The 26,404-nt window shown below is 54.1% G+C and carries 26 protein-coding genes; 25 read left to right on the forward strand and 1 reads right to left on the reverse strand.

Annotated features, from left to right (window positions below):
* Positions 1-171 precede the first annotated feature (171 nt).
* The 8 genes from azuC (at position 172) to otsA (ending at position 7,574) form a co-directional block, all read left to right on the forward strand.
* Entirely contained in the window at positions 172-255 is an 84-nt protein-coding gene (gene azuC / locus AAIG26_RS00115; protein ID WP_017458329.1) for a stress response protein AzuC, read from the forward strand.
* A 122-nt stretch (positions 256-377) separates the two neighbouring features.
* A complete protein-coding gene (locus tag AAIG26_RS00120) occupies positions 378-629 on the forward strand; it encodes a DUF2766 family protein (protein ID WP_343179326.1) in 252 nt (83 codons plus the stop codon).
* Positions 630-746: 117 nt separating this feature from the next.
* Positions 747-1,304 (forward strand): DJ-1 family glyoxalase III, encoded by a 558-nt coding sequence (locus AAIG26_RS00125; protein ID WP_020454159.1) that lies wholly within the window; start codon positions 747-749, stop codon positions 1,302-1,304.
* A 317-nt stretch (positions 1,305-1,621) separates the two neighbouring features.
* Complete coding sequence (locus AAIG26_RS00130) at positions 1,622-2,602, forward strand: arabinose ABC transporter substrate-binding protein (protein ID WP_020454158.1); 981 nt, start codon at positions 1,622-1,624, stop codon at positions 2,600-2,602.
* 70 nt (positions 2,603-2,672) lie between these two features.
* Positions 2,673-4,187, forward strand: coding sequence for an L-arabinose ABC transporter ATP-binding protein AraG (gene araG / locus AAIG26_RS00135; RefSeq protein ID WP_020454157.1), 1,515 nt, complete (start codon positions 2,673-2,675; stop codon positions 4,185-4,187).
* Between the two features lie 14 nt (positions 4,188-4,201).
* Positions 4,202-5,182: an L-arabinose ABC transporter permease AraH gene (gene araH / locus AAIG26_RS00140; RefSeq protein WP_017458324.1), complete on the forward strand. Its 981-nt coding sequence runs from the start codon at positions 4,202-4,204 to the stop codon at positions 5,180-5,182.
* 186 nt (positions 5,183-5,368) lie between these two features.
* Positions 5,369-6,175: a trehalose-phosphatase gene (gene otsB / locus AAIG26_RS00145; RefSeq protein WP_343179327.1), complete on the forward strand. Its 807-nt coding sequence runs from the start codon at positions 5,369-5,371 to the stop codon at positions 6,173-6,175.
* The gene (gene otsA / locus AAIG26_RS00150; RefSeq protein WP_020454154.1) at positions 6,150-7,574 is read left to right on the forward strand and encodes an alpha,alpha-trehalose-phosphate synthase; all 1,425 of its coding nucleotides are present in this window, start codon (positions 6,150-6,152) and stop codon (positions 7,572-7,574) included. Before otsB ends, otsA begins: the two co-directional genes overlap by 26 nt.
* Positions 7,575-7,606: 32 nt before the next feature.
* Here otsA and uspC read toward each other — a convergent pair whose 3' ends face one another.
* Positions 7,607-8,032, reverse strand: coding sequence for a universal stress protein UspC (uspC, locus tag AAIG26_RS00155; RefSeq protein WP_343179328.1), 426 nt, complete (start codon positions 8,030-8,032; stop codon positions 7,607-7,609).
* 777 nt (positions 8,033-8,809) lie between these two features.
* Here uspC and flhD point away from each other — a divergent pair.
* From flhD to cheZ, 17 genes are all read left to right on the forward strand, one after another.
* Positions 8,810-9,160 carry a flagellar transcriptional regulator FlhD gene (gene flhD, locus AAIG26_RS00160; protein ID WP_017458320.1) on the forward strand — a complete coding sequence of 117 codons (351 nt, stop codon included), beginning with the start codon at positions 8,810-8,812 and terminating at the stop codon, positions 9,158-9,160.
* A gap of 2 nt (positions 9,161-9,162) precedes the next feature.
* Positions 9,163-9,741 carry a flagellar transcriptional regulator FlhC gene (gene flhC / locus AAIG26_RS00165; protein ID WP_017458319.1) on the forward strand — a complete coding sequence of 193 codons (579 nt, stop codon included), beginning with the start codon at positions 9,163-9,165 and terminating at the stop codon, positions 9,739-9,741.
* A 126-nt stretch (positions 9,742-9,867) separates the two neighbouring features.
* Entirely contained in the window at positions 9,868-10,755 is an 888-nt protein-coding gene (motA, locus tag AAIG26_RS00170; RefSeq protein WP_017458318.1) for a flagellar motor stator protein MotA, read from the forward strand.
* Positions 10,752-11,711, forward strand: coding sequence for a flagellar motor protein MotB (gene motB / locus AAIG26_RS00175; protein WP_343179330.1), 960 nt, complete (start codon positions 10,752-10,754; stop codon positions 11,709-11,711). The genes motA and motB overlap by 4 nt, the downstream gene beginning before the upstream one ends.
* 10 nt (positions 11,712-11,721) lie before the next feature.
* Entirely contained in the window at positions 11,722-13,773 is a 2,052-nt protein-coding gene (cheA, locus tag AAIG26_RS00180) for a chemotaxis protein CheA (RefSeq protein ID WP_343180295.1), read from the forward strand.
* Positions 13,774-13,795: 22 nt separating this feature from the next.
* Entirely contained in the window at positions 13,796-14,299 is a 504-nt protein-coding gene (cheW, locus tag AAIG26_RS00185) for a chemotaxis protein CheW (RefSeq protein WP_007371553.1), read from the forward strand.
* A 420-nt stretch (positions 14,300-14,719) separates the two neighbouring features.
* A complete protein-coding gene (locus AAIG26_RS00190; RefSeq protein ID WP_045511272.1) occupies positions 14,720-15,289 on the forward strand; it encodes a spore coat protein U domain-containing protein in 570 nt (189 codons plus the stop codon).
* A gap of 91 nt (positions 15,290-15,380) precedes the next feature.
* The gene (locus tag AAIG26_RS00195; protein ID WP_343179332.1) at positions 15,381-15,854 is read left to right on the forward strand and encodes a spore coat U domain-containing protein; all 474 of its coding nucleotides are present in this window, start codon (positions 15,381-15,383) and stop codon (positions 15,852-15,854) included.
* A gap of 14 nt (positions 15,855-15,868) precedes the next feature.
* The gene (locus AAIG26_RS00200) at positions 15,869-16,633 is read left to right on the forward strand and encodes a molecular chaperone (protein WP_160269660.1); all 765 of its coding nucleotides are present in this window, start codon (positions 15,869-15,871) and stop codon (positions 16,631-16,633) included.
* Entirely contained in the window at positions 16,609-19,002 is a 2,394-nt protein-coding gene (locus tag AAIG26_RS00205; RefSeq protein WP_343179333.1) for a fimbria/pilus outer membrane usher protein, read from the forward strand. The genes AAIG26_RS00200 and AAIG26_RS00205 overlap by 25 nt, the downstream gene beginning before the upstream one ends.
* Positions 19,002-19,964, forward strand: a complete 963-nt coding sequence (locus AAIG26_RS00210; RefSeq protein ID WP_343179335.1) for a spore coat U domain-containing protein — start codon at positions 19,002-19,004, stop codon at positions 19,962-19,964. The genes AAIG26_RS00205 and AAIG26_RS00210 overlap by 1 nt, the downstream gene beginning before the upstream one ends.
* An 86-nt stretch (positions 19,965-20,050) precedes the next feature.
* The gene (gene tar, locus AAIG26_RS00215) at positions 20,051-21,715 is read left to right on the forward strand and encodes a methyl-accepting chemotaxis protein II (protein ID WP_020454146.1); all 1,665 of its coding nucleotides are present in this window, start codon (positions 20,051-20,053) and stop codon (positions 21,713-21,715) included.
* Between the two features lie 41 nt (positions 21,716-21,756).
* On the forward strand, positions 21,757-23,355 hold the full coding sequence (gene tap / locus AAIG26_RS00220) for a methyl-accepting chemotaxis protein IV (protein ID WP_020454145.1): 1,599 nt from the start codon (positions 21,757-21,759) through the stop codon (positions 23,353-23,355).
* A gap of 19 nt (positions 23,356-23,374) precedes the next feature.
* The gene (cheR, locus tag AAIG26_RS00225; RefSeq protein ID WP_017458307.1) at positions 23,375-24,244 is read left to right on the forward strand and encodes a protein-glutamate O-methyltransferase CheR; all 870 of its coding nucleotides are present in this window, start codon (positions 23,375-23,377) and stop codon (positions 24,242-24,244) included.
* Complete coding sequence (locus AAIG26_RS00230; protein WP_020454143.1) at positions 24,241-25,290, forward strand: chemotaxis response regulator protein-glutamate methylesterase; 1,050 nt, start codon at positions 24,241-24,243, stop codon at positions 25,288-25,290. Before cheR ends, AAIG26_RS00230 begins: the two co-directional genes overlap by 4 nt.
* A gap of 17 nt (positions 25,291-25,307) precedes the next feature.
* A complete protein-coding gene (gene cheY, locus AAIG26_RS00235; RefSeq protein ID WP_007371559.1) occupies positions 25,308-25,697 on the forward strand; it encodes a chemotaxis response regulator CheY in 390 nt (129 codons plus the stop codon).
* A gap of 10 nt (positions 25,698-25,707) precedes the next feature.
* Positions 25,708-26,352, forward strand: a complete 645-nt coding sequence (cheZ, locus tag AAIG26_RS00240) for a protein phosphatase CheZ (protein WP_020454142.1) — start codon at positions 25,708-25,710, stop codon at positions 26,350-26,352.
* The last annotated feature ends 52 nt before the right edge of the window (positions 26,353-26,404 follow it).

Raw genomic sequence — 26,404 nt, forward strand, 5'->3', positions numbered from 1 at the left:
TTTTTTTAGCGTGCTAACCGCAGGATTTATAATTGAATTTTTAACAAAGTTACTGCACTTTTGATTTTTGAAGCGTGATTTCCATCACATTGAACTTGCTTTTTGTGATGCAGGTCATATTATATGCGCATTGAGACGTAACACCTGCATAACACATCGCCGGAGTAACAAATGAAACTGCGTAAAATCCTGAAGCATATGTTTGAAACCTATTGCAAAACTTTCAAAGACGTACCGCCAGGCGCTATGTTCTGATGATAAAAAAACCTGCTGCGAGCAGGTTTTTTTATGCCCGCCATTCGATGGCAGAAGGGGACAAAACTACTCTTGCCAGGCATTTCCCGCTACTATGACGCCCTTTAGAAAAGGAGCCTCATATGTCGCAAATTCTTTCTGCTGAACAGGAACTGGTCTCTGATGTCGTCGCCTGCCAGCTGGTCATTAAACAAATCCTTGATGTTATTGACGTCATCGCGCCGGTTGAAGTGCGCGAGAAAATGGCGAACCAGTTAAAAAGCATCGATTTTACTACCCATCCGGCAGCCGCCGATCCGGTCACCCGCCGCGCTATCCAGAAAGCCATTGCGTTGATCGAACTGAAATTCACCCCGCAGGGTGAAGCGCACTGATTTTATTCTTGCTGTGTTACGTCTGTCGGTCTGTGACACAGCGGGGATTTTGAAACGTTGTTTTGATCAACAATAACGCCACTGAATTCAACCAACCTTGTACAAAAGGAGTCGGGAATGAAAAAAGTGGCGGTGTTGTTGGCGCCCGGTTTTGAAGAAGCGGAAGCGATTATCACCATTGATATTTTGCGCCGCTTGCAGATTGAGGTCGAAACGCTGGCCTGTGCGGGGTCCCGCGCGGTGGTCAGTTATCACAATATCCCCATGGTGGCAGACAGCACGCTGGCCGAGCGCTCGCAGACGCTGTATGACGCCATCGTGCTGCCCGGCGGTCCGCAGGGCAGTGTCAACCTCGCCGCCAACCCGGCAGTGCTGCAATTTATTGAACATCATGACGCGGCGGGCAAATTTATTTGCCCAATTTGTTCGGCCGCCGCGCGCGTGCTGGGGGCAAACGGCTTACTGAAAGGTCGCCGCTATGTTTGCTCCGGTGATTTATATGAAAACGTGCGCGACGGCGAATATGTTGATGCGCCAGTGGTCGAAGATGGCAACCTGATCAGCGGCAAAGGTCTGGGACGGGCTTTTGATTTTGCCTTAACCATAGCCGCGCGCCTGCAAGGGAATGAAATCGCGGCGCGAGATCACGCCGAGCATATCTACTATAGCTGGTGATTTTTCCGCCCGGATGCGTCCTGTATCCGGGCACAAGGATAAGCTGGCTGATGTTATGGATTATCCTGCTTTTACCCTTCTTATTTGTCAGACAAAAACGGCTGATTTTATGTGATAAATCGCTGAATTTATGTACGGAATTACTGTAATTCAGCCGTGTGATGCCGCTCTCCTATGGAGAATCAATTTCCCGCTAAAACTATTTCCAGCACAGAGCTCCAGTGACGTATGGACTCTAATGCCTTGTTTTATGAACTTTTAAAAGACCTGATGAGTTGTTTTCCCTACATAAAAGAATGCTAAAGCTGGAGTTTACCATGCACAAATTCACTAAAGCGTTGGCGGCCATCGGCCTGGCTGCAGTTATGTCACAATCCGCTATCGCTGAAACCATGAAGCTCGGATTTCTGGTTAAACAACCAGAAGAGCCATGGTTCCAGACGGAGTGGAGATTCGCCGACAAGGCAGGCAAAGATTTAGGTTTCGAAGTGATCAAAATCGCCGTCCCCGATGGTGAAAAAACCCTGAACGCCATTGATAGCCTGGCGGCCAGCGGCGCGAAAGGGTTTGTTATCTGTACTCCCGATCCGAAACTGGGCTCCGCAATTGTTGCCAAAGCGCGCGGTTACGACATGAAAGTCATTACCGTCGATGACCAGTTCGTCAACGCCAAAGGTGAGCCGATGAAATCGGTGCCGTTAGTGATGATGGCGGCGAGTGAAATTGGCGCACGTCAGGGCGATGAGTTGTACAAAGAGATGCAAAAACGCGGCTGGGATGTGAAACAGACCGGCGTGATGGCGATTACGGCTAACGAACTGGATACCGCTCGCCGGCGTACCACTGGCTCCATGGATGCGCTGAAAAAAGCCGGTTTCCCGGAAAAACAGATCTACCAGGTGCCGACAAAATCGAACGATATCCCCGGTGCATTTGATGCCGGTAACTCCCTGCTGGTACAGCATCCGGAAGTGAAACACTGGCTGGTGCTGGGTATGAATGACAACACCGTGCTTGGCGGCGTGCGTGCTACGGAAGGGCAGGGCTTTAAAGCGGCTGACGTTATCGGTATCGGCATTAACGGCGTGGATGCGGTGAGCGAGCTGTCCAAAGCGCAGGCGACGGGCTTCTTTGGTTCCCTGCTGCCAAGCCCGGACGTTCACGGCTACAAAACCAGTGAGCTGCTGTACAACTGGGTGACCAAAGGCGTGGAACCGCCAAAATTCACCGCCGTTACGGATGTGGTATTGATCACCCGCGATAACTTCAAAGAAGAACTGGCGAAAAAAGGACTGTAATTCTCTGTTGGTTGCGCTCCCCGCATAAGCGGGGAGCCAGACGTACAATGAACTGTTTTGCGGAGACGTTATGCAACAGTCTACTCCTTACCTCTCGTTTCGCGGCATCGGTAAGACATTCCCCGGTGTGAAAGCGCTCAGCGAGATCAGTTTTGATTGTTATGCCGGGCAGGTTCACGCCTTGATGGGCGAAAACGGCGCCGGTAAATCAACGCTACTTAAAATCCTCAGCGGCAACTACGCGCCGACGACCGGCACGCTGGTAATAAAAGGAGAAGAAGTCTCCTTTGCCGATACCACCGCCGCGCTCAACGCCGGGGTGGCCATTATTTACCAGGAGCTGCATCTGGTGCCGGAAATGACCGTCGCCGAGAACATCTATCTGGGCCAGTTGCCGCATAAAAGCGGCATTGTGAACCGCTCCCTGCTCAACTATGAAGCGGGTTTGCAGCTTCAGCATCTGGGGCTGGATATCGACCCACAAACGCCGCTGAAATACCTCTCTATCGGCCAGTGGCAGATGGTGGAAATCGCCAAGGCGCTGGCGCGTAACGCCAAAATAATCGCCTTTGATGAGCCAACCAGTTCCCTTTCTGCGCGTGAGATAGACAACCTGTTTCGCGTGATCCGCGAGCTGCGTAAAGAGGGGCGAGTCATCCTTTATGTCTCGCATCGCATGGAGGAGATATTTGCCCTGAGCGACGCCATCACTGTGTTTAAAGATGGCCGCTATGTGCGCACCTTTACCGATATGCAGCAGGTCAATCATGACCAGCTTGTACAGGCGATGGTTGGGCGCGAGCTGGGCGATATTTACGGCTGGCAGCCGCGCGAATATGGCGAGCAGCGCCTGCGCCTGGAGCAGGTGAAAGCGCCGGGCGTACGCACGCCGATTAGCCTGAGTGTGCGCAGCGGAGAAATCGTCGGCCTGTTTGGGCTGGTCGGTGCCGGGCGCAGCGAATTGATGAAAGGGCTGTTTGGCGGAACGCAGATCACCGAAGGGCAGGTGTTTATTGACGGCGAGCAGGTCAATATTCACAAACCTGCTCACGCCATCCGTGCCGGCATGATGTTGTGCCCGGAGGATCGCAAAGCCGAAGGCATTATTCCGGTGCACTCGGTACAGGAGAACATCAATATCAGCGCCCGGCGCAAATACATTCGCGCAGGGTGTCTCATCAACAGTGGCTGGGAGAGCGAAAACGCCGAGCACCATATTCGCTCGCTCAATATCAAAACCCCGAGTGCGGATCAGCTGATTATGAATCTGTCTGGTGGCAACCAGCAGAAAGCCATTCTTGGCCGCTGGTTGTCGGAAGAGATGAAGGTGATCCTGCTTGATGAGCCTACGCGTGGGATTGACGTTGGGGCGAAACATGAAATTTACAACGTGATTTATGCGCTGGCGGCACGTGGCGTGGCGGTGCTGTTTGCTTCCAGTGATTTGCCGGAAGTCCTTGGCGTCGCCGACCGTATTGTGGTCATGCGTGAAGGCGAAATAGCCGGTGAGTTGTTACACGGCCAGGGCGATGAACAGCAGGCGCTGAGCCTTGCGATGCCGAAAGTGAGTCAGGCTGTCGCCTGAGTGAGGAGAATACGATGTCATCTTTAACTACGTCCCGCGCGCCGAAGTCGGCGTTCAGCTTCGGGCGCATCTGGGATCAGTTCGGCATGCTGGTGGTGTTCGCCGTACTGTTCATTGGTTGCGCTGTTTTCGTGCCGAACTTTGCCTCTTTCGTCAATATGAAAGGGCTGGGGCTGGCGATTTCCATGTCCGGTATGGTGGCCTGCGGCATGCTTTTTTGCCTGGCCTCCGGTGATTTCGACCTTTCCGTCGCGTCTGTGATTGCCTGCGCCGGGGTGACCACGGCGGTGGTGATCAACCTTAGCGAAAGCCTGTGGATTGGGGTATTTGCCGGGTTGCTGCTCGGTGTGGTGAGCGGCTTTATTAACGGCTTTGTCATCGCACGTTTGAAAATCAACGCCCTGATAACCACACTTGCGACAATGCAGATTGTGCGCGGTTTGGCCTATATCATCTCTGATGGTAAAGCGGTCGGGATTGAAGATGAGCGCTTCTTTACGCTCGGTTATGCGAACTGGCTTGGCCTGCCTGCGCCTATCTGGCTGACGGTCGGCTGCCTGATTATTTTTGGCTTCCTGCTTAATAAAACCACCTTTGGTCGCAACACGCTGGCGATTGGTGGTAACGAAGAGGCGGCGCGGCTGGCGGGTGTGCCGGTAGTCAGAACCAAGATTATTATCTTTGTGCTCTCAGGCCTTGTGTCAGCGGCGGCGGGGATTATTCTTGCTTCACGTATGACCAGCGGACAGCCAATGACCTCGATCGGTTATGAGCTGATTGTCATTTCAGCCTGCGTGCTGGGTGGCGTATCGCTGAAAGGTGGCATCGGTAAAATTTCCTACGTTGTGGCCGGTATTTTGATTCTGGGGACCGTGGAAAACGCCATGAACCTGCTGAATATCTCTCCCTTCTCGCAATACGTTGTGCGCGGCTTGATCCTGCTGGCGGCGGTGATTTTCGACCGCTACAAACAAAAGGCCAAACGCACGGTTTGATGCTTTTTGCTTAAATTTTGCACACAACCTTATAGTGTAACTCCAGACCTTACCAGCCGCTAATCCGGCTGGTAAGTCATGTTTAAAATGGCGAGCAGCGTCACACTGTCTATACTTACATGGCTAATGATAATGAGACGTTAATGAAAAACGGCTCTCATCTGACACTGTAAGGAGGAAACCAGGGTGGAAGACGCACTAGCTATACCGCCTCTCATTTCCGGAAATTTTGCCTTTTTTTTCGATTTGGATGGCACCCTTGCGGATATCAAACCGCACCCGGATGATGTTTTTATCCCTGAAGATGTGCTGACCAGACTTTCATTGCTTGCTGAGCTAAATGACAGGGCGTTGGCATTGATTTCAGGGCGTTCAATTGCTGAGCTGGAACAGCTCGCCAAACCGTATCGTTTCCCGCTGGCCGGGGTACATGGGGCGGAGCGCCGCGATATCAATGGTCGAACCGAACGAATGACCTTACCGGAAACGGTTTTGCAGCCGCTGGAACGTGAATTACGGCATGGCATTGCGCCGTTAACCGGCGTTGAACTTGAAACTAAAGGGATGGCATTTGCACTGCATTATCGGCAGGCACTGCAGCATGAAGAGGCGGTCTTTGCCCTGGCAAAAACACTCATCGCGCACTACCCGCAGCTGGCAATGCAGCCGGGAAAATGTGTGGTCGAGCTGAAACCCTCTGGCATTCATAAAGGCGCCGCTATTGACGCGTTTATGCAAACGCCACCCTTTCTCGGCAAGAAACCGGTGTTTCTTGGCGACGATCTGACTGACGAACACGGGTTTAAAGCCGTTAACAAACTTGGCGGCATATCGATAAAAGTCGGCCCGGGCGCAACACAGGCAATGTGGCGTCTGGCTGGCGTGAATGATGTCTATAAATGGCTTGAACAACTTGTCGACCATCAACAACAAGAACAACGGGCGCTAACAAACAGGAGAGATGGCTATGAGTCGCTTAGTCGTAGTATCTAATCGTATTGCTCCGCCTGACGATAGAAAATCCAGCGCTGGCGGGCTGGCTGTGGGGATCCTTGGGGCGCTAAAAGCGACCGGTGGGCTGTGGTTTGGCTGGAGCGGGGAGATCGGTGACGAGGATCAACCGCTAAAAAAGGTCACGAAAGGGAATATTACCTGGGCCTCTTTTAACCTCAGCGAAGATCATTACGAACAGTATTATTCGCAATTTTCCAACGCGGTGCTGTGGCCCGCTTTCCACTATCGTCTGGATTTGGTTAAGTTCCAGCGCGAGGCGTGGGAAGGCTACCAGGATGTCAACGCGCTGCTGGCTGACAAGCTGCTGCCGCTGATTAAAGACGACGACATTCTGTGGATCCATGATTACCACCTGTTGCCGTTCGCCAGCGAGCTGCGTAAGCGCGGCGTCAACAACCAGATCGGCTTCTTCCTGCATATTCCGTTCCCGACCCCGGAAATTTTCAACGCCTTGCCACCGCATGCCGAGTTGCTTGAGCAGCTGTGTGATTATGACCTGCTGGGCTTCCAGACCGAAAGCGATCGCCTGGCTTTCCTCGACAGCTTGTCGATGCAAACAAGGCTTACCACGCGTGGTGGTAAAGAGCATGTTGCCTGGGGCAAAAACTTCCGCACCGAAGTCTACCCCATCGGTATTGAGCCGCAAGAAATCGCGCAACAAGCCGCAGGGCCGCTGCCGCCCAAACTGGCACAACTGAAAAATGAACTGAAGAATGTGAAAAACATCTTCTCGGTAGAGCGTCTGGATTATTCCAAAGGCTTGCCGGAACGCTTCCTGGCGTATGAAACACTGCTGGAGAAGTTCCCTCAGCACCACGGTAAGATCCGTTATACGCAGATAGCGCCCACCTCGCGTGGCGAAGTGCAGGCCTATCAGGATATTCGTCATCAACTGGAAACCGAAGCCGGGCGCATCAACGGGAAATACGGTCAGCTTGGCTGGACGCCGCTCTATTACCTCAACCAGCATTTTGATCGCAAAGTGTTGATGAAGGTATTCCGCTATGCGGAAGTCGGGCTGGTGACGCCGCTGCGTGACGGGATGAACCTGGTGGCGAAAGAGTATGTGGCGGCTCAGGATCCTGAAAATCCGGGGGTGTTAATTCTTTCGCAGTTTGCCGGTGCGGCGAACGAGCTGACGTCGGCGCTGATCGTTAACCCTTACGATCGTGATGATGTCGCGGCGGCGATGGACAAGGCATTAAGGATGCCGCTGGCGGAGCGTATTTCGCGTCATGCGGAGATGCTCAAAGTTATCAAGGAGAATGATATCCATCACTGGCAGCAGAGGTTTATCAGCGATTTAAAGCGCATCACGCCACGTAGCGCACAAAGCCAGCTACAAAGCAAAGTGGCGACCTTCCAAAAGCTAGCCTGAGGTAACAACGCTCCCGCTTATGCGGGGGCGTTCTACGCGCTTAACGGTACTAACAGCACATCAACTTCACTGGCCTGGACAATGCTTTTCGCCGAGCAGACGGCGCGCGAGAAGAACGTCTGATTGTGATTACCACACACCACTAAATCGACATCCTGGGTGCGACAAGTATGCAGAATGTTCTTGCTCAGCTCGCCGGAGGCAATCAGCGCCTGTTCGATAGGATAATTCGCGTTGCGCACCAGCTCATCCAGAAACTGCTGCGTCTCTTCCTGCAACACCTCACGGACGTTTTCCATCATCGGCGCTGCAAGCTGGTTATATAATTCCGGGTCAGCGGCTAAGGTAATCAGTGTGATACGGGCACCGGAAGGGCGGGCAATATCGACCGCTTTTGCCAGCAATTGTTGGCTTTCTGGCGTAACGGCTACGGCGACCAAAAGATGTGCATAAGCCATTTTTACTCCCCGATTGAATCAAATTTTTCTCACCATTACTCCGATTCTTAAACCAGCGCAACCTGTGAATATGGCAGGGATGTGAAGGTTATCATAAATATTCATTAATTATTCTTACGTAACGGTATGGTCGCGCTTTAATCACCTTAACCGATTTTAAAAGCTTAACTAAAATTAAGAGAATTTAAGATCGAATTGTTAAATTATCAATCATAAAGATTAACAAAAATGCAATGGTTACTTCGGGTGATTAATTAAGATCGCTTAAAACATAATGTATTGTTTTATATAACTTTTTATTTTTGTTTCTTAAGTAGACACATTTTGTCAAATGTAAATAGGGCAGCATCCTAATCCTCCGACCAGTTAGCGTGGGTAAGAGAGCGTTTTGCATGCCTATTCGGACAATTGGAATAGAAAAGGGGGCTGATCGCGCAAAAAAACATCAATTCACAAGCGAGACTGATAGATTTCTTGTCCATATTCACGCAAATTATGTGACGTGGATCACAAAAATTTCAAATTTCCGCACTGGTCAGATTGTATGTGGCAGCACCTACGAGTACAGTTGCGTCGAATTAGGAAAAATCTTAGTTCTTTGTAAGAAATGATTAAGAACGTTATAAGGCAATTAACATTTGAGCGAAGCGCCTTATCGCAAGATCCTAGTCAGTTATGCATTTAGCCTTTCTTTTTTATACCGGGTTTTTTCCCGGCGACATCACGGGGTGCGGCTTAGCCGCATAAGATACAAGTTGGTTATTCGGGATGGGAAAAATGCATACATCCGAGTTGCTGAAACATGTTTATGACATTAATTTGTCGTATTTACTTCTTGCTCAGCGTTTGATCAGCCAGGACAAAGCGTCCGCCATGTTCCGTCTTGGTATTAATGAAGAGATGGCGACCACACTGGTTGAGTTAACCCTTCCGCAAATGGTGAAGCTGGCTGAAACCAATCAGCTGATTTGCCAGTTCCGTTTTGACAATCATCAGACCATCACTCGTCTGACCCAAGAGTCACGTGTGGACGATTTACAGCAAGTTCACACCGGGATTTTACTTTCAACCCGCCTGCTGAATGAGTCCTCACAGACTGGCGACGCGGCCCGGAAGAAAAGGGCATAACGATGAGCGAAAAAAGCATTGTTCAGGAAGCACGCGATATTCAGTTAGCAATGGAACTGATTACGCTGGGTGCGCGTTTACAAATGTTGGAGAGTGAGACGCAGCTTAGCCGCGGTCGTCTTATCAAACTCTACAAAGAGTTGCGTGGTAGCCCGCCGCCAAAAGGTATGCTGCCATTCTCCACCGACTGGTTTATGACCTGGGAACAAAACATCCACGCGTCTATGTTCTGTAACGCATGGCAATTTTTGTTAAAAACAGGCCTTTGCAGCGGCGTTGACGCAGTCATCAAAGCATACCGACTTTACCTCGAACAATGCCCTCATGCTGAGGAAGGACCGCTGCTGGCGCTGACCCGCGCCTGGACGCTGGTTCGTTTCGTGGAAAGCGGAATGCTGGAGTTGTCTCGCTGCAATTGCTGTGGTGGTAATTTTATTACTCACGCGCATCAGCCTGTTGGTAGCTTTGCCTGCAGTTTATGCCAGCCGCCGTCCCGCGCGGTAAAAAGACGTAAACTTTCCCAGGATGCTGCCGATATTATTCCACAACTGCTGGATGAACAGATCGATCAGGCTGTTTAACCGAATACAGGTGGAAACACTCCAGCAGCGGTGCAGTTATGCCGCTGCTTTTTTTTTACCTGCTACTCGCGTTAACCCTTTGAAATGTTTATCCCGAGCCTTAGTCATTAGCAGAAGGATGATGTCGTGCTTATCGTATTAGGTTACCTGGTTGTTCTTGGTGCAGTCTTTGGCGGTTATATGATGACCGGCGGAGAACTTGGGGCACTTTATCAACCGTCTGAACTGATCATCATCGGGGGCGCGGGGGTAGGTGCATTCATCGTTGGCAACAACGGTAAAGCCATCAAAGGAACGCTGAAAGCGATGCCTTTGCTGTTTCGCCGTTCGAAGTACACCAAAAGTATGTATATGGACTTGCTGGCGCTGCTGTATCGCCTGATGGCGAAATCACGTCAGCAAGGGATGTTCTCGCTGGAACGGGATATTGAAAACCCGAAAGAGAGCGAGATTTTCGCCAGCTACCCGCGCATTCTCGCGGATGCGACGATGCTTGAATTTATCGTGGATTATCTGCGACTTATCATCAGCGGCAATATGAATACCTTCGAAATTGAAGCGCTGATGGATGAAGAGATTGAGACCCATGAAAGTGAAGCCGAAGTCCCGGCGAACGCGCTGGCGATGGTCGGTGACTCACTTCCGGCGTTCGGTATCGTGGCGGCGGTAATGGGGGTGGTACATGCGCTGGCCTCGGCGGATCGTCCGGCGGCGGAGTTGGGTGCGCTGATTGCGCATGCGATGGTGGGAACTTTCCTCGGTATTTTGTTGGCATACGGTTTTATCTCTCCGCTGGCAAGCGTACTTCGCCAGAAGAGTGCGGAAACCGCCAAAATGATGCAGTGCGTGAAGATAACCCTGCTGTCGAACCTGAACGGTTATGCGCCGCCGATCGCGGTTGAGTTTGGTCGTAAAACACTTTACTCCAGCGAGCGCCCGTCGTTTATCGAACTGGACGAACATGTTCGTGCGGTCAGAAACCCTAACCAACAGACGACGACTGAGGACGCATGAAAAACCAGTCCCATCCGATCGTCGTAGTTAGACGAAAAAAACATAAAGGCCACGGTGGCGGCGGACACGGCTCCTGGAAAATTGCCTATGCCGACTTTATGACGGCGATGATGGCGTTTTTCCTGGTGATGTGGCTTATCTCCATCTCCAGCCCGAAAGAGCTTATCCAGATTGCGGAGTATTTCCGCACGCCGCTGGCAACTGCGGTCACGGGTGGGCCGAGAATTTCGAATAGCGACAGCCCGATCCCGGGCGGTGGCGATGACTACACACAGCAACAGGGCGAAGTACAAAAACAGCCCAATATTGACGACCTGAAAAAACGCATGGAGCAGTCGCGCTTGAGTAAATTGCGCGGCGATCTGGACCAGTTGATTGAAGCCGATCCCAAACTGCGCGCATTGCGTCCGCATTTGAAAATCGACCTGGTACAGGAAGGGTTGCGTATACAGATTATCGATAGCCAGAACCGGCCGATGTTTAAAACCGGCAGCGCGGAAGTCGAACCTTATATGCGCGATATTTTACGGGCGATTGCGCCAGTACTGAATGGGATCCCGAACAAAGTGAGCCTCTCTGGTCACACCGACGATGCCCCTTACGCTAACGGCGATAAAGGGTACAGCAACTGGGAGCTTTCCGCCGATCGCGCTAACGCGTCGCGCCGTGAGCTGGTTGCCGGTGGCCTGGATGATGGCAAAGTGATGCGCGTTGTTGGCATGGCGGCAACCATGCGCCTGGTCAACCGCGGCCCGGATGAAGCAATCAACCGCCGAATTAGTCTTTTGGTGCTGAATAAACAAGCAGAAGCGGCCATTCTGCATGAGAACGCCGAAAGTCAGAGTGCGCCAATAAGCGCGATTACACAGCCAGAGCCAGTGGCAGCGGCAGCACCCGCGCCAGCAGCCTCGTCTCCGGCAGCAGTTCCTACGTCGCCACAAGCCAATCCGAGGTGATAGCGTGAGCATGGATATTAGTGATTTTTACCAAACATTCTTTGATGAGGCCGACGAACTGTTGGCCGATATGGAACAACATTTATTGGACCTGGTGCCGGAAGCGCCGGATTCAGAACAGCTCAACGCCATCTTCCGTGCTGCTCACTCTATTAAAGGCGGTGCGGGTACATTTGGCTTTACCATCTTGCAGGAAACAACTCACCTGATGGAGAACCTGCTTGATGAGGCTCGGCGTGGCGAGATGCAGCTCAACACCGACATTATCAACCTGTTTTTGGAAACCAAAGATATTATGCAGGAACAGCTCGATGCCTATAAAAGCTCGTCAGAGCCAGATGCCGCAAGCTTCGAATACATCTGCAATGCCCTGCGCCAGCTGGCGCTGGAGGCAAAAGGAGAGGTCGTTCCTGCCGCTGCGAATGGTGCAAAACTCTCGGTTGTTGAGACCGCACTGGCATCTGATGCGACAGCGCCCGCCGCTGAAAATGACGGTAAATTACGAATCGTTCTTTCTCGCCTGAAAGAGAATGAAGTTGACTTACTCGAAGAGGAGTTGGGCAACCTCGGCACGCTGAGCGATGTGGTGAAGGGGAAAGATACCCTGAGCGTGACTATCGACGGCGGCGTGGGCGAAGACGACATTATCGCGGTGCTGTGCTTTGTTATCGAAGCGGATCAAATCGCTTTCGAAAAAGCGGCACCCGCGCCCGCGGCAGCAGAAACGGCTGTTGAAGCCCCGGCTGAAGTGGCTGAAGCGCCGGCAGCAGCGGCTGTTCCGGCGGTGCAGGCGGCTCCGGCTGCGGCACCTGCGCTGAAAGCGGTAACGAAAGAGCAACCGGCAGGCCGTGAAAAACCGGCAGCCCGCGCCAGTGAATCGACCAGTATCCGTGTTGCGGTCGAAAAAGTTGACCAGTTGATCAACCTGGTAGGCGAACTGGTTATTACCCAGTCCATGCTGGCACAGCGTTCGAACGAGCTGGACCCGGTGACGCACGGTGATTTGATCACCAGCATGAGCCAGTTGCAACGCAACGCCCGCGACCTGCAGGAATCGGTGATGTCCATCCGTATGATGCCGATGGAATACGTCTTCAGCCGCTTCCCACGCCTGGTTCGCGATCTGGCGAGCAAGCTTGATAAACAAGTGGAACTGACGCTGCAGGGCAGCTCAACTGAACTTGATAAAAGCTTGATCGAACGCATTATTGACCCGTTAACGCACTTGGTGCGTAACAGCCTCGACCACGGTATTGAAACGCCGCAAAAACGTGTGGAAGCAGGGAAGTCGCCTATCGGCAACCTGATCCTTTCGGCGGAACACCAGGGCGGGAACATCTGTATTGAAGTGACCGACGATGGCGCAGGTCTGAACCGTGAACGTATTCTGGCGAAAGCGATTTCGCAGGGGATGGCCGTACACGAGAACATGACCGATGAAGAAGTGGGCATGCTGATTTTCGCGCCGGGCTTCTCCACCGCTGAACAGGTAACTGACGTTTCCGGACGCGGCGTGGGCATGGACGTGGTGAAACGTAACATCCAGGAGATGGGCGGCCACGTTGAAATCAAATCGAAACAGGGCACCGGGACGACCATTCGTATCCTGCTGCCGCTGACGCTGGCGATCCTCGACGGCATGTCAGTAAAAGTGAACAACGAAGTCTTTATCCTGCCGTTGAACGCGGTGATGGAATCGCTGCAACCGCGTGAAGAGGATCTGCATCCGCTGGCCGGTGGTGAGCGCGTGCTGGAAGTGCGCGGCGAATACCTGCCGCTGGTTGAATTGTGGAAAGTCTTTGATGTTATGGGCGCGAAAACCGAGGCTACGCAGGGGATTGTCGTTATTCTGCAAAGCGCGGGTCGTCGCTATGCATTGCTGGTTGATCAACTGATTGGTCAGCATCAAGTGGTGGTGAAAAACCTGGAAAGCAACTATCGCAAAGTGCCGGGCATTTCTGCTGCCACTATCCTTGGGGATGGTAGCGTCGCGCTGATTGTTGACGTATCAGCGTTGCAGGGATTGAATCGTGAACATCGTATGGCGCACACAGCCGCCTGATTTAGTTAAGAAGGTATAAAACATGACCGGTATGAGTAATGTAGCAAAACTGGCGGGCGAGCCATCAGGTCAGGAGTTCCTGGTTTTCACTCTGGGCGATGAAGAATACGGAATCGATATTCTCAAAGTGCAGGAAATTCGTGGCTATGATCAGGTGACCCGAATCGCCAATACCCCCGACTTTATCAAAGGCGTCACCAACCTTCGCGGTGTGATTGTGCCGATTGTCGACCTGCGCGTGAAGTTCAGCCAGGGCGATGTCGAGTATGATGACAACACGGTTGTTATCGTGCTGAATCTCGGTCAGCGCGTGGTGGGGATTGTGGTTGATGGTGTTTCCGACGTCCTGTCGCTGGCATCTGACCAGATCCGCCCGGCACCGGAATTCGCGGTCACGCTGTCGACTGAATACCTGACCGGCCTCGGCGCGCTCGGCGACCGTATGCTGATTCTGGTAAACATTGAGAAACTGCTCAACAGCGAAGAAATGGCGCTGCTGGATATCGCTGCCACGCACGTAGCGTAATAATCACGCCAGTCGCGTAATAATAAAGGTGGATGAAGCTGCTTCATCCGCCTTTATTTTTGTTCTTTTTCTGCCGCTATAATATATATCCTTCATCCCCGCTTAATTTCTATTTCATAAAGTTCTCTTACTTCTCGTTACGGCTGGTCATATATTGTGATGTTTATCACAATTCAAGGTATATATCTTTCGGGAAATTAATGAATTAGGCATTAATCATTCTCTAACTCAATGATTTAAAATCATAAAATCATCATCGGTTTATGGTGCTTACGCCGTTGCGTTTAAGTGGTTGAAGCGCGCAGCGTAAACTAAATTTCTGTTATTCCTGCTTTAATTGTTTGCGTGTTTTTCTTATTTCGGTGGCTAATTAATTGCGCGGTGAAATAAACAGCACGCGGTATTTTCGGAGGTGGAAACATGAACAGAAAATTACTTTATGTGCTGGTAAGTGGTGTTCTGGTAATGGCCGCGCAAAGCGCGCGTGCGGTCACCAGTAGCGGGACGATTGGCGCGACCCTGACGTTGACTAACGGCTGCCTGATTAATGGCTCGCCAAGCCAGAACGGGATCAACTTTGGTACGCTTGATTTTGGTACGCATCCGGCAACGTTTTCACAGCTCACCACCCAGCTCACCAACGCAAGCGGCGGTAACAGTTTCGGTATTCAATGTACGACAACCGATTACACCGTGCAGGTAACCGGCAACACCAACTCTACCGCGCCGGGCACCGTGGTCGGCACACCGGGAACGCCTGCCCGTTATCTGGTCAATGCGGCCAATACCACGCAAGGCGTTGCCTACAGCCTTTATAGCGATAGCGGCTTCAGCAACGTCATCACCAACAACACCAACATTCCTCGCGCTTCAACGACCGGTGGTGTCGATAACTACACGCTCTATGGGCGGATCTCCGGCGGTGGCAACAGCGTTAGCGTCGTACCGGGTACCTATACCGATACGATCAATGTGAGCGTGACGTACTAAACCTCCCCAGATGATGCCAGGCGGCATGCGCGTTTCCCTGCGGGGGAATCGGGGATCTCTGCGCGTCATTTCTGGGCTGCTCTTGTTCGCGATGATGGCCCCGCAGGGTGCCTTTGCGGTGACGACGCAAACCTTCACCGTGGGCGCAACCATCGCGCCCGGCTGTTCAGTGGTGAGCGGCAGCGGCGGGGCACTCGGCTCACTCAATTTTGGCACCCGCAGCGGCGTGCAGAGCGGGCAGGTCACCGCCAGTTTCGTGCCTGGCGCGTCGTTCTCGCTGGGCTGCACGCCCGGCGTGGCGCTGAGTATGAGTATCAACGGCGGGCAGAACTACGCAAACGTGCGCAACATGCAACGCAGCGGCGGTACAGATCGCGTGCCTTATCGCCTCTATACCAGCAGCACGCTGGCGGCAAATACCGAGATCGGCGTTAACCAGGCCGTCTCTGTCGCTTACAACAATAGCAACACTATCTCGCTGACGATTTTCGGTGCGGCGCAGCTAACCGGGTTCAGCCCGGCGGGAACCTATACCGATCAACTCACTGTGACATTGTCATGGTAACAAGGGAGAAGGCGATGAAGGTCATTTCGACGGGTCGCGCGGCGGGCGTGCTGTGTACCTGTGCGCTGACGCTTAGCGCGGGCAACGTTTTTGCGGCGGCCACTATTCTGCTCTGGCCCATCGATCCGTGGCTCAGCGCCACCAGCAACGCGACCGAATTATGGATCCAGAACCAGGGTGAAGCGCCCACCACCATGCAGGTGCGCATTGTCCGCTGGCAGCAGGAAAGGGGGCTTGAACGCTACCAGCAACAAAACGAGATCGTTGCCAGCCCACCGATTGTGAGAATCGAAAAAGAGAGCAAACAGCTGATTCGCCTGATCAAGCAGGCGTCAATCCCGGCGGGTGTCGAACAGGCTTATCGCATCATCGTTGATGAGATCCCGCAGCCGGAAAACAGCGACAAACCGCAGATTGGCCTCAAGCTGCAAATGCGCTACTCGATTCCGCTCTTTGTCTATGGCACCGGCATCGAAACTCACACCAGCGGCGCGCATCATGCGCTGGTAGATACCAAAGATTTACGCTGGCGGGTGAGCCGGGACAACGGCAAACCGGCCCTGGAAGTGCGTAACAATGGTGATGTCCATGTCCGCTTAAGCAAAGTCAGCGTACGGCAAGGCGGGCAAACGCGGCAGGTTGCCGAGGGACTACTCGGTTATGTGCTGCCGCACAGTGTGCGTAGCTGGCCGCTACCCGCGGGTATCAGTAATCCAGTGGAAATGAAGGCGACGATCAATGCCAGGGAAAGCGAATGGCAGTCGTCCGCGGGCAACTGATTTTAACGGGCACTTTTATGCTGCTGGCGTGTTCAGCACGGGCACAACAGGGCGATGATATGCTCCCGCCGCCGCCCGATGCGCACGCCATCAACGAGCACGCTGTATACCATTTAAGCCTGGTGATTAACCATTACGATACCCGGCGGGTGGTGCCCGTGACCCGGCGGCAGAACGCTTTTTTTGTCTCCAGCGCCGATCTCCTGCAGGCCGGGCTGCCTGCTGAGCATCTACCGCAAGGGGAGGTCAATGTGTCGGCACTGGCGAATGTGCGCGCCGATTATGACAGCGCGGGTCAGCGTCTGCTGCTCTCGGTACCCGGTGAGTGGGTGCCGGAGCGTGCTACGGCGTTTAACTCGGGTCTGCGGCGCACGACACCGAAATATGGCCAGGGCGCGTTACTCAATTACGATGTCTACACCAGCACCACCGAACACATCGGCGGTCAGGCGGCGCTGTGGCATGAGTTTCGCTACTTCAACGGCAACGGCGTGCTCTCCTCAACCGGTGCACTGCGTAAGACACTTTCCGGTAGCCTCAGGCAGCAGGAAGGGTATATGCGTTATGACACCACCCTCACGTTTACCGATGAAGATGACGCCACGCAGTGGAGCGTGGGCGATGTTATTTCCGATGCATTAACCTGGAGCAGCAGTGTGCGTATCGGCGGCGTCAGTTACGGGCGCGACTTCTCCCTGCGCCCGGATCTGGTCACCTGGCCACTGCCCGCGTTTTCCGGCGAAGCGGCAGTGCCGACCTCGGTGGATGTGTTTATTAATGGCTATCGCGCCGGGAACACGCAGTTACAACCGGGCCCCTTCACGCTGACCAATATGCCCTATATCAACGGCGCGGGGGATGCCGTGCTGGTTACCACGGATGCGCTGGGGCGCCAGGTCAGCACCACCTTGCCTTTTTATGTCGCCAGCGATTTGCTCAAACCCGGCTTAAGCGACGGAGCGATTACCGTGGGGGCGCTGCGGCGCAATTACGGCGTCGAGAATATTGACTACGGGACGCTGGTGGCCAGCGGATCGTATCGCTATGGAGTGAGCGATTATTTAACCCTCGAAGGGCATGGCGAAGCGGCGCAGTCTCTGACGCTGGGCGGCGCGGGCGCGGTGCTGAAACTCGGGCGGCTTGGCGTGGTGAACGGGGCATGGACGCAAAGCCGCATGTCTGGCGATAACGGCAGCCAGCTTGCCTGGGGGTATCAGTACAATACCCGCCTGTTTAGCGTTAATACGCAGCACAGCCGACGTGATCGCGGCTTTGGCAATCTGGCGCTCTACGACCAGCGCAACCTCTACAACAACGAGCAAAGCAACGGGCAGCGGCCTGTCGCCAGCCTGAGCCGCAACACGGATCAATATGCGCTGACGGTTAATATGGGCGATTTCGGCAACGTGGGCGCGGCATGGATCGGTGTACGCAGCTTTGATAATAAAAAGACGGAACTGCTCAACCTCTCCTGGAGCCGCAATCTGTGGGGCGGCAGTAGCCTTTATCTGGCGGCGAGCCGTGATAACCAGCAGGGCGACTGGACATTTGCCCTGTCGCTGCAAATACCGATTGGCGACATGGATAGCGCAGCGGTGAGTATGGAGCGAACCCCCGATAGCGGCTCCACCGAGCGTATCAACTATAACCACGCCATGCCGACCGATGGCGGTTTTAGCTGGAACATGGCTTTTGCGCACCAGTCGCAGGCGAAAAATTACCAGCAAGGCACGCTGGGCTGGCGCAATAACAATGTCGAGTTGCAGAGCGGCGGTTACGGCGAAAGCGACATGCTGACATGGTGGGGCGAAGCGCTGGGGTCGCTGGTGTTGATGGATGGCCAGCTATTTGCCGCCAACCGCATCAATGACGCGTTTGCGCTGATCAGTACCGGCGGTCATGGCGGTGTGCCAGTGAACTATGAAAATCAGCCGGTGGGTGAAACCAACCGTGACGGCTATCTGCTGGTGAGCGGGGTATCTGCCTATTACCCGGCCAGTTACAGCATTAATACGCTGAACTTACCGGCGGATACGCAACTGAAAGATACCGAGCGCAAAATTTCGCTGCGTCGGCGCAGTGGCTATCTGGTGGAATTTCCGATGGTGCAGGAGCGCGTCGCCAGCGTGATCCTGCATGATGAAAACGGCGAAGCCATTCCGCTTGCCAGCGAAGTTGAACGGGCGGGTAAAGCCACGGCCATTGTCGGCTATGACGGCATTGCGTGGCTGGAAAATCTGGATGAAGCCAATGCGCTGCATGTCCGTTTGCCGGATGGCAAAACCTGCGACACCCGCTTCACGCTGCTCGCGAATCCTGACCATAAATTGCAAACCTACGGGCCACTGACCTGCCGGAGGAACCCCTGATGCGTCGGCTACTTCTTCTTTTATTACTCCTGAGTAGCGGGTCAGCGTGGTCGGCCTGTACGGTCAGCACGACCAGTGGGGCGTTCGGCACGGTGACCTCGTTTGTGCTTAACGCCTCGGCGCAAAACACCACCGCCAGCCTGATTGTGCGCTGCGACGCGGCGCTCAACCTGCTCACCAACGACTCGATTACCCTGACGCTGACCGGGGCGAGCGCTACCGCCTCGAACCGGGGCGTCATGAAACGGTCTGATAATGCCGCCGTGACGGATGTGATCCCGCTCCGTGTCTGCGGCCAGGCCAACTGCGCAAATAATAGCGAAGCGACTATCAGCGGCAACAGCTACACCTGGAACGGCTCAGCCTTGCTGGCGTTATTGGGCACACGAACCTACACCTTGCCGCTCTATTTCCTCACCGTACCGGGGCAAAACGTCAGCGCCGGGCCTTATACGGTGACGCTCAATTTTAGCGTCGCGTATAACGTCTGTTCGGTGGGGATTTTAGGGTTCTGTTCGACAGCACAAACGGGCACGGCGACCACCAGCCTGCAGGTCAACGGCACCATCACCAACGACTGCACCACCATCAGTGCACCGAACGTTAATTTTGGCAGTGCGCCACTGGTGCGCAACTTCCCGACCATTTCGCAATCTATTGCCATCACCTGTACGAAAGGCATGGTTTACACCGTCGGCATCAACAACGGCGGCTACTACAACGGCAGCGCGCGGAATATGGCCAGCGGCAGCAACCGGCTCAGTTATGAGATTTACAAAGGGGCAACCACCAACCGCTGGGGCAGCGCCGGCGCGGAGCGCTGGTCAAGCGGCGTCTCATCGCAGGTTAGCACCGATGGCCTGCTGCGAACCTACAATTACACCGCGCAAATTTTGACGTCGCAGACCACGCCGCCGGGGGGAACATATAGTGATACCTTAACTGTGGATATCGCGTTTTAAGTCATAATTTAATTCCCTTTCGCAAATGTAAAGTTCCGTGGCCGCATGCCGATAACACCGTTAAGAACTTATCAAGAAGGTGTTGCATGTTGAACCGTATCCGCGTCGTTACTCTGCTTATGAGCGTGCTGGTGGTCTTTGCCTTGTTGCAGCTTGTCTCTGGTGGCCTGTTTTTTTCGTCGCTTAAGCAAAACCAGCAAAGTTTTGCGGTCTCCAATGACCTGCGCATGCAACAGACGGAATTAGGTAAAGCCTGGGAGTTGATGCTGCAAACGCGTATCAACCTGAGCCGTTCCTCGGCGCGGATGTTGCTGGATCCGAGCAACCAGCAGAGCAGTGCGAAAACCGATTTGCTGAACAGCGCGAAAGCGTCGCTTGCCGATGCGGCAAAACATTACGATGCCTTCCGCGCGCTGCCATCGCTGCCGGAAACTGACGCCGCGCGCCAGACGCTGGATGAGAAATACCGCACCTACAATGCCGCGCTGGCGGAACTGGTGCAGTTCCTTGAAGCCGGCAATATTAACGGCTTTATGGCGCAGCCGACGCAGGGGATGCAAAACGCCCTTGGCGATGCGATGAAGAAATACGCGGATTTGAGTGAAGGCTTGTATCGCAATGCCTGGGAACAGAGTGTCAGTGATTACAATTTTGCCAAATGGCAGATGGCGATCCTGGCGCTGGCGCTGGTGATCGTGCTGGCCGGGGTCTGGTATGGCATTCGCCGTATTCTGCTGTCGCCGTTGTCGTCGGTCATTGCCCACATCCGTGAAATCGCCGGTGGCAACCTGACACATTCGCTGACCATTGCTGGTCGCAGTGAAATGACCGAGCTGGCGCAGAGCGTTGACCATATGCAGAACGCGCTGATCGAAACGGTGACCAACGTTCGCCAGGGTTCAGATGCCATTTATGCCGGAACCAGTGAAATCGCCGCCGGCAACAACGATCTCTCGTCCCGTACGGAAGAGCAGGCGTCCGCGCTCGAGCAGACCGCCGCCAGTATGGAAGAGTTGACCGCCACGGTGAAACAGAACGCCGATAACGCCCGTCAGGCTGCACTGCTGGCGCAGAGTGCGTCGGAAACGGCAGAGCGCGGCGGTAAAGTGGTCAACAGCGTGGTAAAAACCATGCACGACATTGCGGGCAGTTCGCAAAAAATTGCCGATATTATTAGTGTGATTGACGGCATTGCTTTCCAGACCAATATCCTGGCGCTGAACGCCGCGGTGGAAGCCGCGCGAGCGGGCGAGCAGGGGCGTGGTTTCGCCGTGGTCGCCGGAGAAGTGCGCAATCTTGCCAGCCGCAGTGCGCAGGCGGCGAAAGAAATTAAAGGCTTAATTGAAGATTCTGTCTCCCGTGTCGATACCGGTTCTGTGCTGGTGGAGAGCGCAGGGGAGACGATGTCGGACATCGTTAACGCGGTAACCCGGGTGAACGACATTATGGGTGAGATCGCCTCGGCTTCTGATGAACAGAGCCGCGGCATCGATCAGGTTGCGCTGGCGGTATCCGAAATGGATCGCGTCACGCAGCAAAACGCGTCACTGGTACAACAATCGGCAGCCGCAGCGGCCGCCTTAGAAGAACAAGCCAGTTTGTTGACGCAGGCGGTATCTGCTTTCCGCCTTTCTTCTGTATCCGGCAAACCGGCGTCGCGTGCTACAACTCCGGCAGCAGGCAGCGCTCAGACCCCGGCGCGGAGTCGCCAACTTGTAACCGGACAAGAGGATAACTGGGAAACATTTTAGCAGTTCTTAACCGCGGACTTTTTCCGCCAGATGGGGCGTTAATGTTAAATCGTATTCGCATCTCGACAACACTTTTTTTGATTTTGATCGTGTGTGGCATTTTACAGGTTGGCAGTAACGGGTTGTCTTTCTGGGCATTTAAAGAGAGCACTTCACACTTACAAGAAGTAGAAAACAGTAATCACCAGCGCAGCGCATTAATGCAGATGCGGGCCACGCTGCTTCAGGCCAGCACCGCGTTGAACAAAGCCGGGACGTTAACGGCGCTGAGTTATCCGCCGGATGACATCAAGGCGCTGATGACCCAGGCGAAAGCCAGCCTCAAGCAGTCGGCAGAGGTAGAGAAAGAGTTTCTTGGCCTGAAGGTGATGACACCGGAAGGCAAAAAATTACAGGAAATCACGCAGGCCAGTTACACCGCCTGGCGCGGTGACCTGGAGCACCAGGCGACCTGGCTTGAAAACAACCAGCTGTCGGACTTTATGACCGCGCCGGTGCAGGAGTCGCAGGATAAGTTTGATGCCAGTTTCAGTGCGTGGGAGAAACACATTAACCACTTTACTGAACAGGCGAGAGCGGATGGTGAAAGTAATTATCATCGCTCGGCGGTGATTTTTGTCGTGGTGGTTATTCTTGCCGCGTTATTGACCAGCGCCGCGTTGTTCTGGTCGCGCAAGATGATTGTCCAGCCGCTGGCGGTGGTCAGCAGCCACTTTGACAGCATCGCTGAAGGCAATCTGGCACGACCGATTGCCGTTGAGGGGCGTAACGAGATCTCGGCGATTTTTACCAGCCTGAAAAAGATGCAAACTGCGTTACGCACCACGGTGAGCGATGTCCGCCAGGGCAGCTACGCGATGCATACCGGTATCTCGGAAATCGCGGCGGGCAACAATGATTTATCGTCGCGAACGGAGCAGCAGGCGGCGTCGCTGGCGCAAACCGCGGCCAGCATGGAGCAGTTAACGTCGACGGTAAGCCAGAACGCCGATAACGCCCGTCAGGCTTCCGTACTTGCGCAGAGCGCGGCGGAAACGGCGAGAAAAGGTGGGCAGCAGACATCGAGCGTGGCAAGTACCATGCAGCAGATTGCCGGCAGCTCGCAGAAAATTGGCGACATTATCAGTGTGATTGATGGCATCGCGTTTCAGACCAATATTCTGGCGCTGAACGCCGCTGTGGAAGCGGCCCGTGCCGGTGAACAGGGGCGGGGTTTCGCGGTGGTCGCCGGTGAGGTGCGTAACCTGGCAAGCCGCAGCGCGCAGGCGGCAAAAGAGATTAAGGGCCTGATTGAAGAGTCGGTTTCCCGCGTTCAGCAGGGATCCACCCTGGTGGATACCGCCGCGCAGACGATGACGGAAATCGTCCGCTCTGTCACTCAGGTCAACGACATCATGGGCGAGATCGCCTCCGCGTCCGATGAACAACGGCGCGGGATAGAGCAGGTGGCTCAGGCAGTAACACAGATGGATCAGGTGACACAACAGAACGCTGCGCTGGTTGAAGAGGCAGCTTCCGCCACCGACCAACTGGCTAACCAGGCAGATAACCTTACCGCGCTGGTGGCCGTATTTAAGATTGAAGAGCATGTCGCAATACCCGAAGTGGCACCGCCTAAGGCAGTGCCCGTTGCATCCTGAACCTAGTTGAGAAGGCGCTATGACATCATCCATGCCTAACGGGCAAACGTCATCAATATTGCAACAGATGACACAGCGCCTGGCGCTGTCCGACGCGCACTTCCGTCGGATATGTCAATTGATCTACCAGCGTGCGGGGATTGTCCTCGCGGATCATAAACGCGACATGGTTTACAACCGCCTTGTTCGCCGTTTACGCACGCTTGGGCTAGATGATTTTGGCCGCTATCTGAGCATGCTGGAAGCGAACCAGAACAGCGCCGAGTGGCAAGCGTTTATTAACTCGCTGACCACCAATCTCACCGCGTTTTTCCGGGAAGCTCATCACTTCCCGGTTCTCGCGGACCATGCGCGCAAACGCACGGGGGAATACCGGGTCTGGAGCGCGGCGGCGTCGACAGGCGAAGAGCCGTACTCGCTTGCCATTACCCTCGCTGACGCGCTGGGTATGGCACCGGGTCGCTGGAAAGTTTTCGCCAGCGATATTGATACAGAAGTGCTGGAAAAAGCGCGTAGCGGCATCTACCGCCAGGACGAGTTGAAAACCCTCTCGCCCCAGCAGATGCAACGCTACTTTATGCGCGGCACAGGCCCGCATGCCGGGCTGGTGCGCGTACGGCAGGAACTGGCGAACTACGTCGATTTCACCACGGTCAATCTGCTGGATAAGCAGTACAACGTTCCGGGGCCTTTCGACGCAATTTTTTGCCGTAACGTAATGATTTATTTTGATAAAACGACGCAACAGGACATTCTGCATCGTTTCGCTCCGCTGCTTAAGCCGGACGGATTATTGTTTGCCGGGCATTCGGAGAACTTCAGCAACCTCGTGCGTGAGTTTACCCTTCGTGGGCAAACAGTTTATGCGCTGAGTAAGGATAAAGCATGAGTAAAATCAGGGTGTTGTCCGTCGATGATTCCGCATTGATGCGCCAGATCATGACAGAAATTATCAATAGCCACAGCGATATGGAAATGGTGGCGACGGCGCCAGACCCATTGGTTGCCCGGGATTTAATTAAAAAATTCAACCCGGACGTGTTAACGCTGGATGTGGAAATGCCGCGCATGGACGGGCTGGATTTCCTTGAAAAATTAATGCGTTTGCGTCCAATGCCGGTGGTAATGGTCTCTTCACTGACCGGAAAAGGCTCGGAAGTGACGCTGCGGGCGCTGGAACTGGGGGCAATTGATTTTGTCACCAAACCGCAGATTGGCATTCGCGAAGGCATGCTGGCTTACAGCGAGATGATTGCCGACAAGGTACGCACCGCGTCACGCGCGCGTATCGCGGCGCATAAACCGATGGAAGCGCCGACCATGCTGAAAGCCGGGCCGTTACTCAGTTCGGAAAAACTGCTGGTAATTGGCGCGTCAACCGGAGGAACAGAGGCAATTAGGCATGTACTCCAGCCATTGCCGCTCTCAAGTCCGGGTATTCTTATCACTCAGCATATGCCACCGGGCTTTACCCGCTCATTTGCTGAGCGTTTGAATAAGCTCTGTCAGATCAGCGTCAAAGAAGCGGAAGATGGTGAGCGCGTATTACCCGGACACGCGTATATTGCACCTGGCGATCGGCATATGGAGCTGGCGCGTAGCGGGGCGAACTATCAAATTAAGATCCATGACGGCCCGCCGGTTAACCGGCACCGACCGTCGGTGGACGTGCTGTTTAATTCGGTGGCGAAACACGCGGGGCGTAACGCCGTGGGAGTGATTCTCACGGGGATGGGCAACGATGGCGCGGCCGGAATGTTAGCGATGCACCAGGCGGGCGCCTGGACGATTGCGCAAAATGAAGCAAGTTGTGTGGTGTTCGGCATGCCGCGTGAGGCCATCAATATGGGTGGCGTCAGCGAAGTGGTCGATCTTAGCCAGGTAAGCCAGCAGATGCTGGCGAAAATCAGTGCCGGACAGGCGATACGTATTTGAACCAGGAGTAATTTTTTATGGCGGATAAAGAGCTTAAGTTTTTGGTCGTGGATGACTTTTCCACCATGCGTCGAATTGTACGTAACCTGCTAAAAGAGCTGGGATTTAACAACGTTGAAGAAGCAGAAGACGGTGTTGATGCGTTAAACAAATTGCAGACGGGTGGCTTCGGTTTTGTTATCTCTGACTGGAACATGCCAAACATGGACGGTCTGGAACTGCTGAAAACGATTCGTGCCGACAGCAATATGGCTTCCATGCCGGTGCTGATGGTTACAGCAGAAGCGAAAAAAGAGAACATCATCGCGGCGGCGCAGGCCGGCGCGAGCGGCTACGTGGTGAAACCGTTTACCGCTGCAACCCTGGAAGAGAAACTCGGTAAGATCTTCGAGAAACTTGGCATGTGAGGACTGGCTAATGATTCAACCTTCAATTAAACCAGCGGACGAACATTCACCCAGCGACATCATTGCCCGGATTGGCAGCCTGACGCGTATGTTGCGTGATAGCCTGCGCGAATTAGGTCTCGACCAGGCGATTGCCGAAGCTGCGGAAGCGATTCCGGACGCGCGTGACCGTCTGGATTATGTTGTGCAGATGACCGCGCAAGCGGCAGAACGCGCGCTTAACAGCGTTGAAGCCTCTCAGCCGCACCAGGATGAGATGGAAAAAGGCTCGAAAGCGCTGAGCAAACGTTGGGACGAGTGGTTTGAAAACCCGATCGAACTGGCGGATGCGCGTGAACTGGTGACCGATACGCGCAAATTCCTTGGCGAAATTCCGGGGCACACCAGCTTCACCAACGCCCAGTTGCTGGACATCATGATGGCGCAGGATTTCCAGGACCTCACCGGTCAGGTTATCAAACGCATGATGGATGTTATCCAGGAGATCGAACGTCAGCTGTTGATGGTGCTGCTGGAGAACATCCCGGAACAGTCCGCACGGCCGAAGCGTGAAAACGACAGCCTGCTCAATGGCCCACAACTCGACGCGACCAAAGCGGGCGTGGTGGCAAGCCAGGATCAGGTCGACGACTTGCTCGACAGTCTGGGCTTCTGATGTTTCTGTACACGCGCCTTCAGCAAGCCTGAAGGCGCGTGTCTGACAAGGA

The organism is Kosakonia sp. PSU_27 (assembly GCF_039409795.1).
Classification (GTDB): Bacteria; Pseudomonadota; Gammaproteobacteria; order Enterobacterales; family Enterobacteriaceae; genus Kosakonia.

Excerpts from the sequence above, each read along its gene's own strand:
- azuC (WP_017458329.1), top strand. The coding sequence starts at position 172 with ATGAAACTGCGTAAAATCCTGAAGCATATGTTTGAAACCTATTGCAAA.
- AAIG26_RS00120 (WP_343179326.1), top strand. The coding sequence starts at position 378 with ATGTCGCAAATTCTTTCTGCTGAACAGGAACTGGTCTCTGATGTCGTC.
- AAIG26_RS00125 (WP_020454159.1), top strand. The coding sequence starts at position 747 with ATGAAAAAAGTGGCGGTGTTGTTGGCGCCCGGTTTTGAAGAAGCGGAA.
- AAIG26_RS00130 (WP_020454158.1), top strand. The coding sequence starts at position 1,622 with ATGCACAAATTCACTAAAGCGTTGGCGGCCATCGGCCTGGCTGCAGTT.
- araG (WP_020454157.1), top strand. The coding sequence starts at position 2,673 with ATGCAACAGTCTACTCCTTACCTCTCGTTTCGCGGCATCGGTAAGACA.
- araH (WP_017458324.1), top strand. The coding sequence starts at position 4,202 with ATGTCATCTTTAACTACGTCCCGCGCGCCGAAGTCGGCGTTCAGCTTC.
- otsA (WP_020454154.1), top strand. The coding sequence starts at position 6,150 with ATGAGTCGCTTAGTCGTAGTATCTAATCGTATTGCTCCGCCTGACGAT.
- uspC (WP_343179328.1), bottom strand. The coding sequence starts at position 8,032 with ATGGCTTATGCACATCTTTTGGTCGCCGTAGCCGTTACGCCAGAAAGC.
- flhD (WP_017458320.1), top strand. The coding sequence starts at position 8,810 with ATGCATACATCCGAGTTGCTGAAACATGTTTATGACATTAATTTGTCG.
- flhC (WP_017458319.1), top strand. The coding sequence starts at position 9,163 with ATGAGCGAAAAAAGCATTGTTCAGGAAGCACGCGATATTCAGTTAGCA.
- motB (WP_343179330.1), top strand. The coding sequence starts at position 10,752 with ATGAAAAACCAGTCCCATCCGATCGTCGTAGTTAGACGAAAAAAACAT.
- cheA (WP_343180295.1), top strand. The coding sequence starts at position 11,722 with ATGGATATTAGTGATTTTTACCAAACATTCTTTGATGAGGCCGACGAA.
- cheW (WP_007371553.1), top strand. The coding sequence starts at position 13,796 with ATGACCGGTATGAGTAATGTAGCAAAACTGGCGGGCGAGCCATCAGGT.
- AAIG26_RS00190 (WP_045511272.1), top strand. The coding sequence starts at position 14,720 with ATGAACAGAAAATTACTTTATGTGCTGGTAAGTGGTGTTCTGGTAATG.
- AAIG26_RS00195 (WP_343179332.1), top strand. The coding sequence starts at position 15,381 with ATGATGGCCCCGCAGGGTGCCTTTGCGGTGACGACGCAAACCTTCACC.
- AAIG26_RS00200 (WP_160269660.1), top strand. The coding sequence starts at position 15,869 with ATGAAGGTCATTTCGACGGGTCGCGCGGCGGGCGTGCTGTGTACCTGT.
- AAIG26_RS00205 (WP_343179333.1), top strand. The coding sequence starts at position 16,609 with ATGGCAGTCGTCCGCGGGCAACTGATTTTAACGGGCACTTTTATGCTG.
- AAIG26_RS00210 (WP_343179335.1), top strand. The coding sequence starts at position 19,002 with ATGCGTCGGCTACTTCTTCTTTTATTACTCCTGAGTAGCGGGTCAGCG.
- tar (WP_020454146.1), top strand. The coding sequence starts at position 20,051 with ATGTTGAACCGTATCCGCGTCGTTACTCTGCTTATGAGCGTGCTGGTG.
- tap (WP_020454145.1), top strand. The coding sequence starts at position 21,757 with ATGTTAAATCGTATTCGCATCTCGACAACACTTTTTTTGATTTTGATC.
- cheR (WP_017458307.1), top strand. The coding sequence starts at position 23,375 with ATGACATCATCCATGCCTAACGGGCAAACGTCATCAATATTGCAACAG.
- AAIG26_RS00230 (WP_020454143.1), top strand. The coding sequence starts at position 24,241 with ATGAGTAAAATCAGGGTGTTGTCCGTCGATGATTCCGCATTGATGCGC.
- cheY (WP_007371559.1), top strand. The coding sequence starts at position 25,308 with ATGGCGGATAAAGAGCTTAAGTTTTTGGTCGTGGATGACTTTTCCACC.
- cheZ (WP_020454142.1), top strand. The coding sequence starts at position 25,708 with ATGATTCAACCTTCAATTAAACCAGCGGACGAACATTCACCCAGCGAC.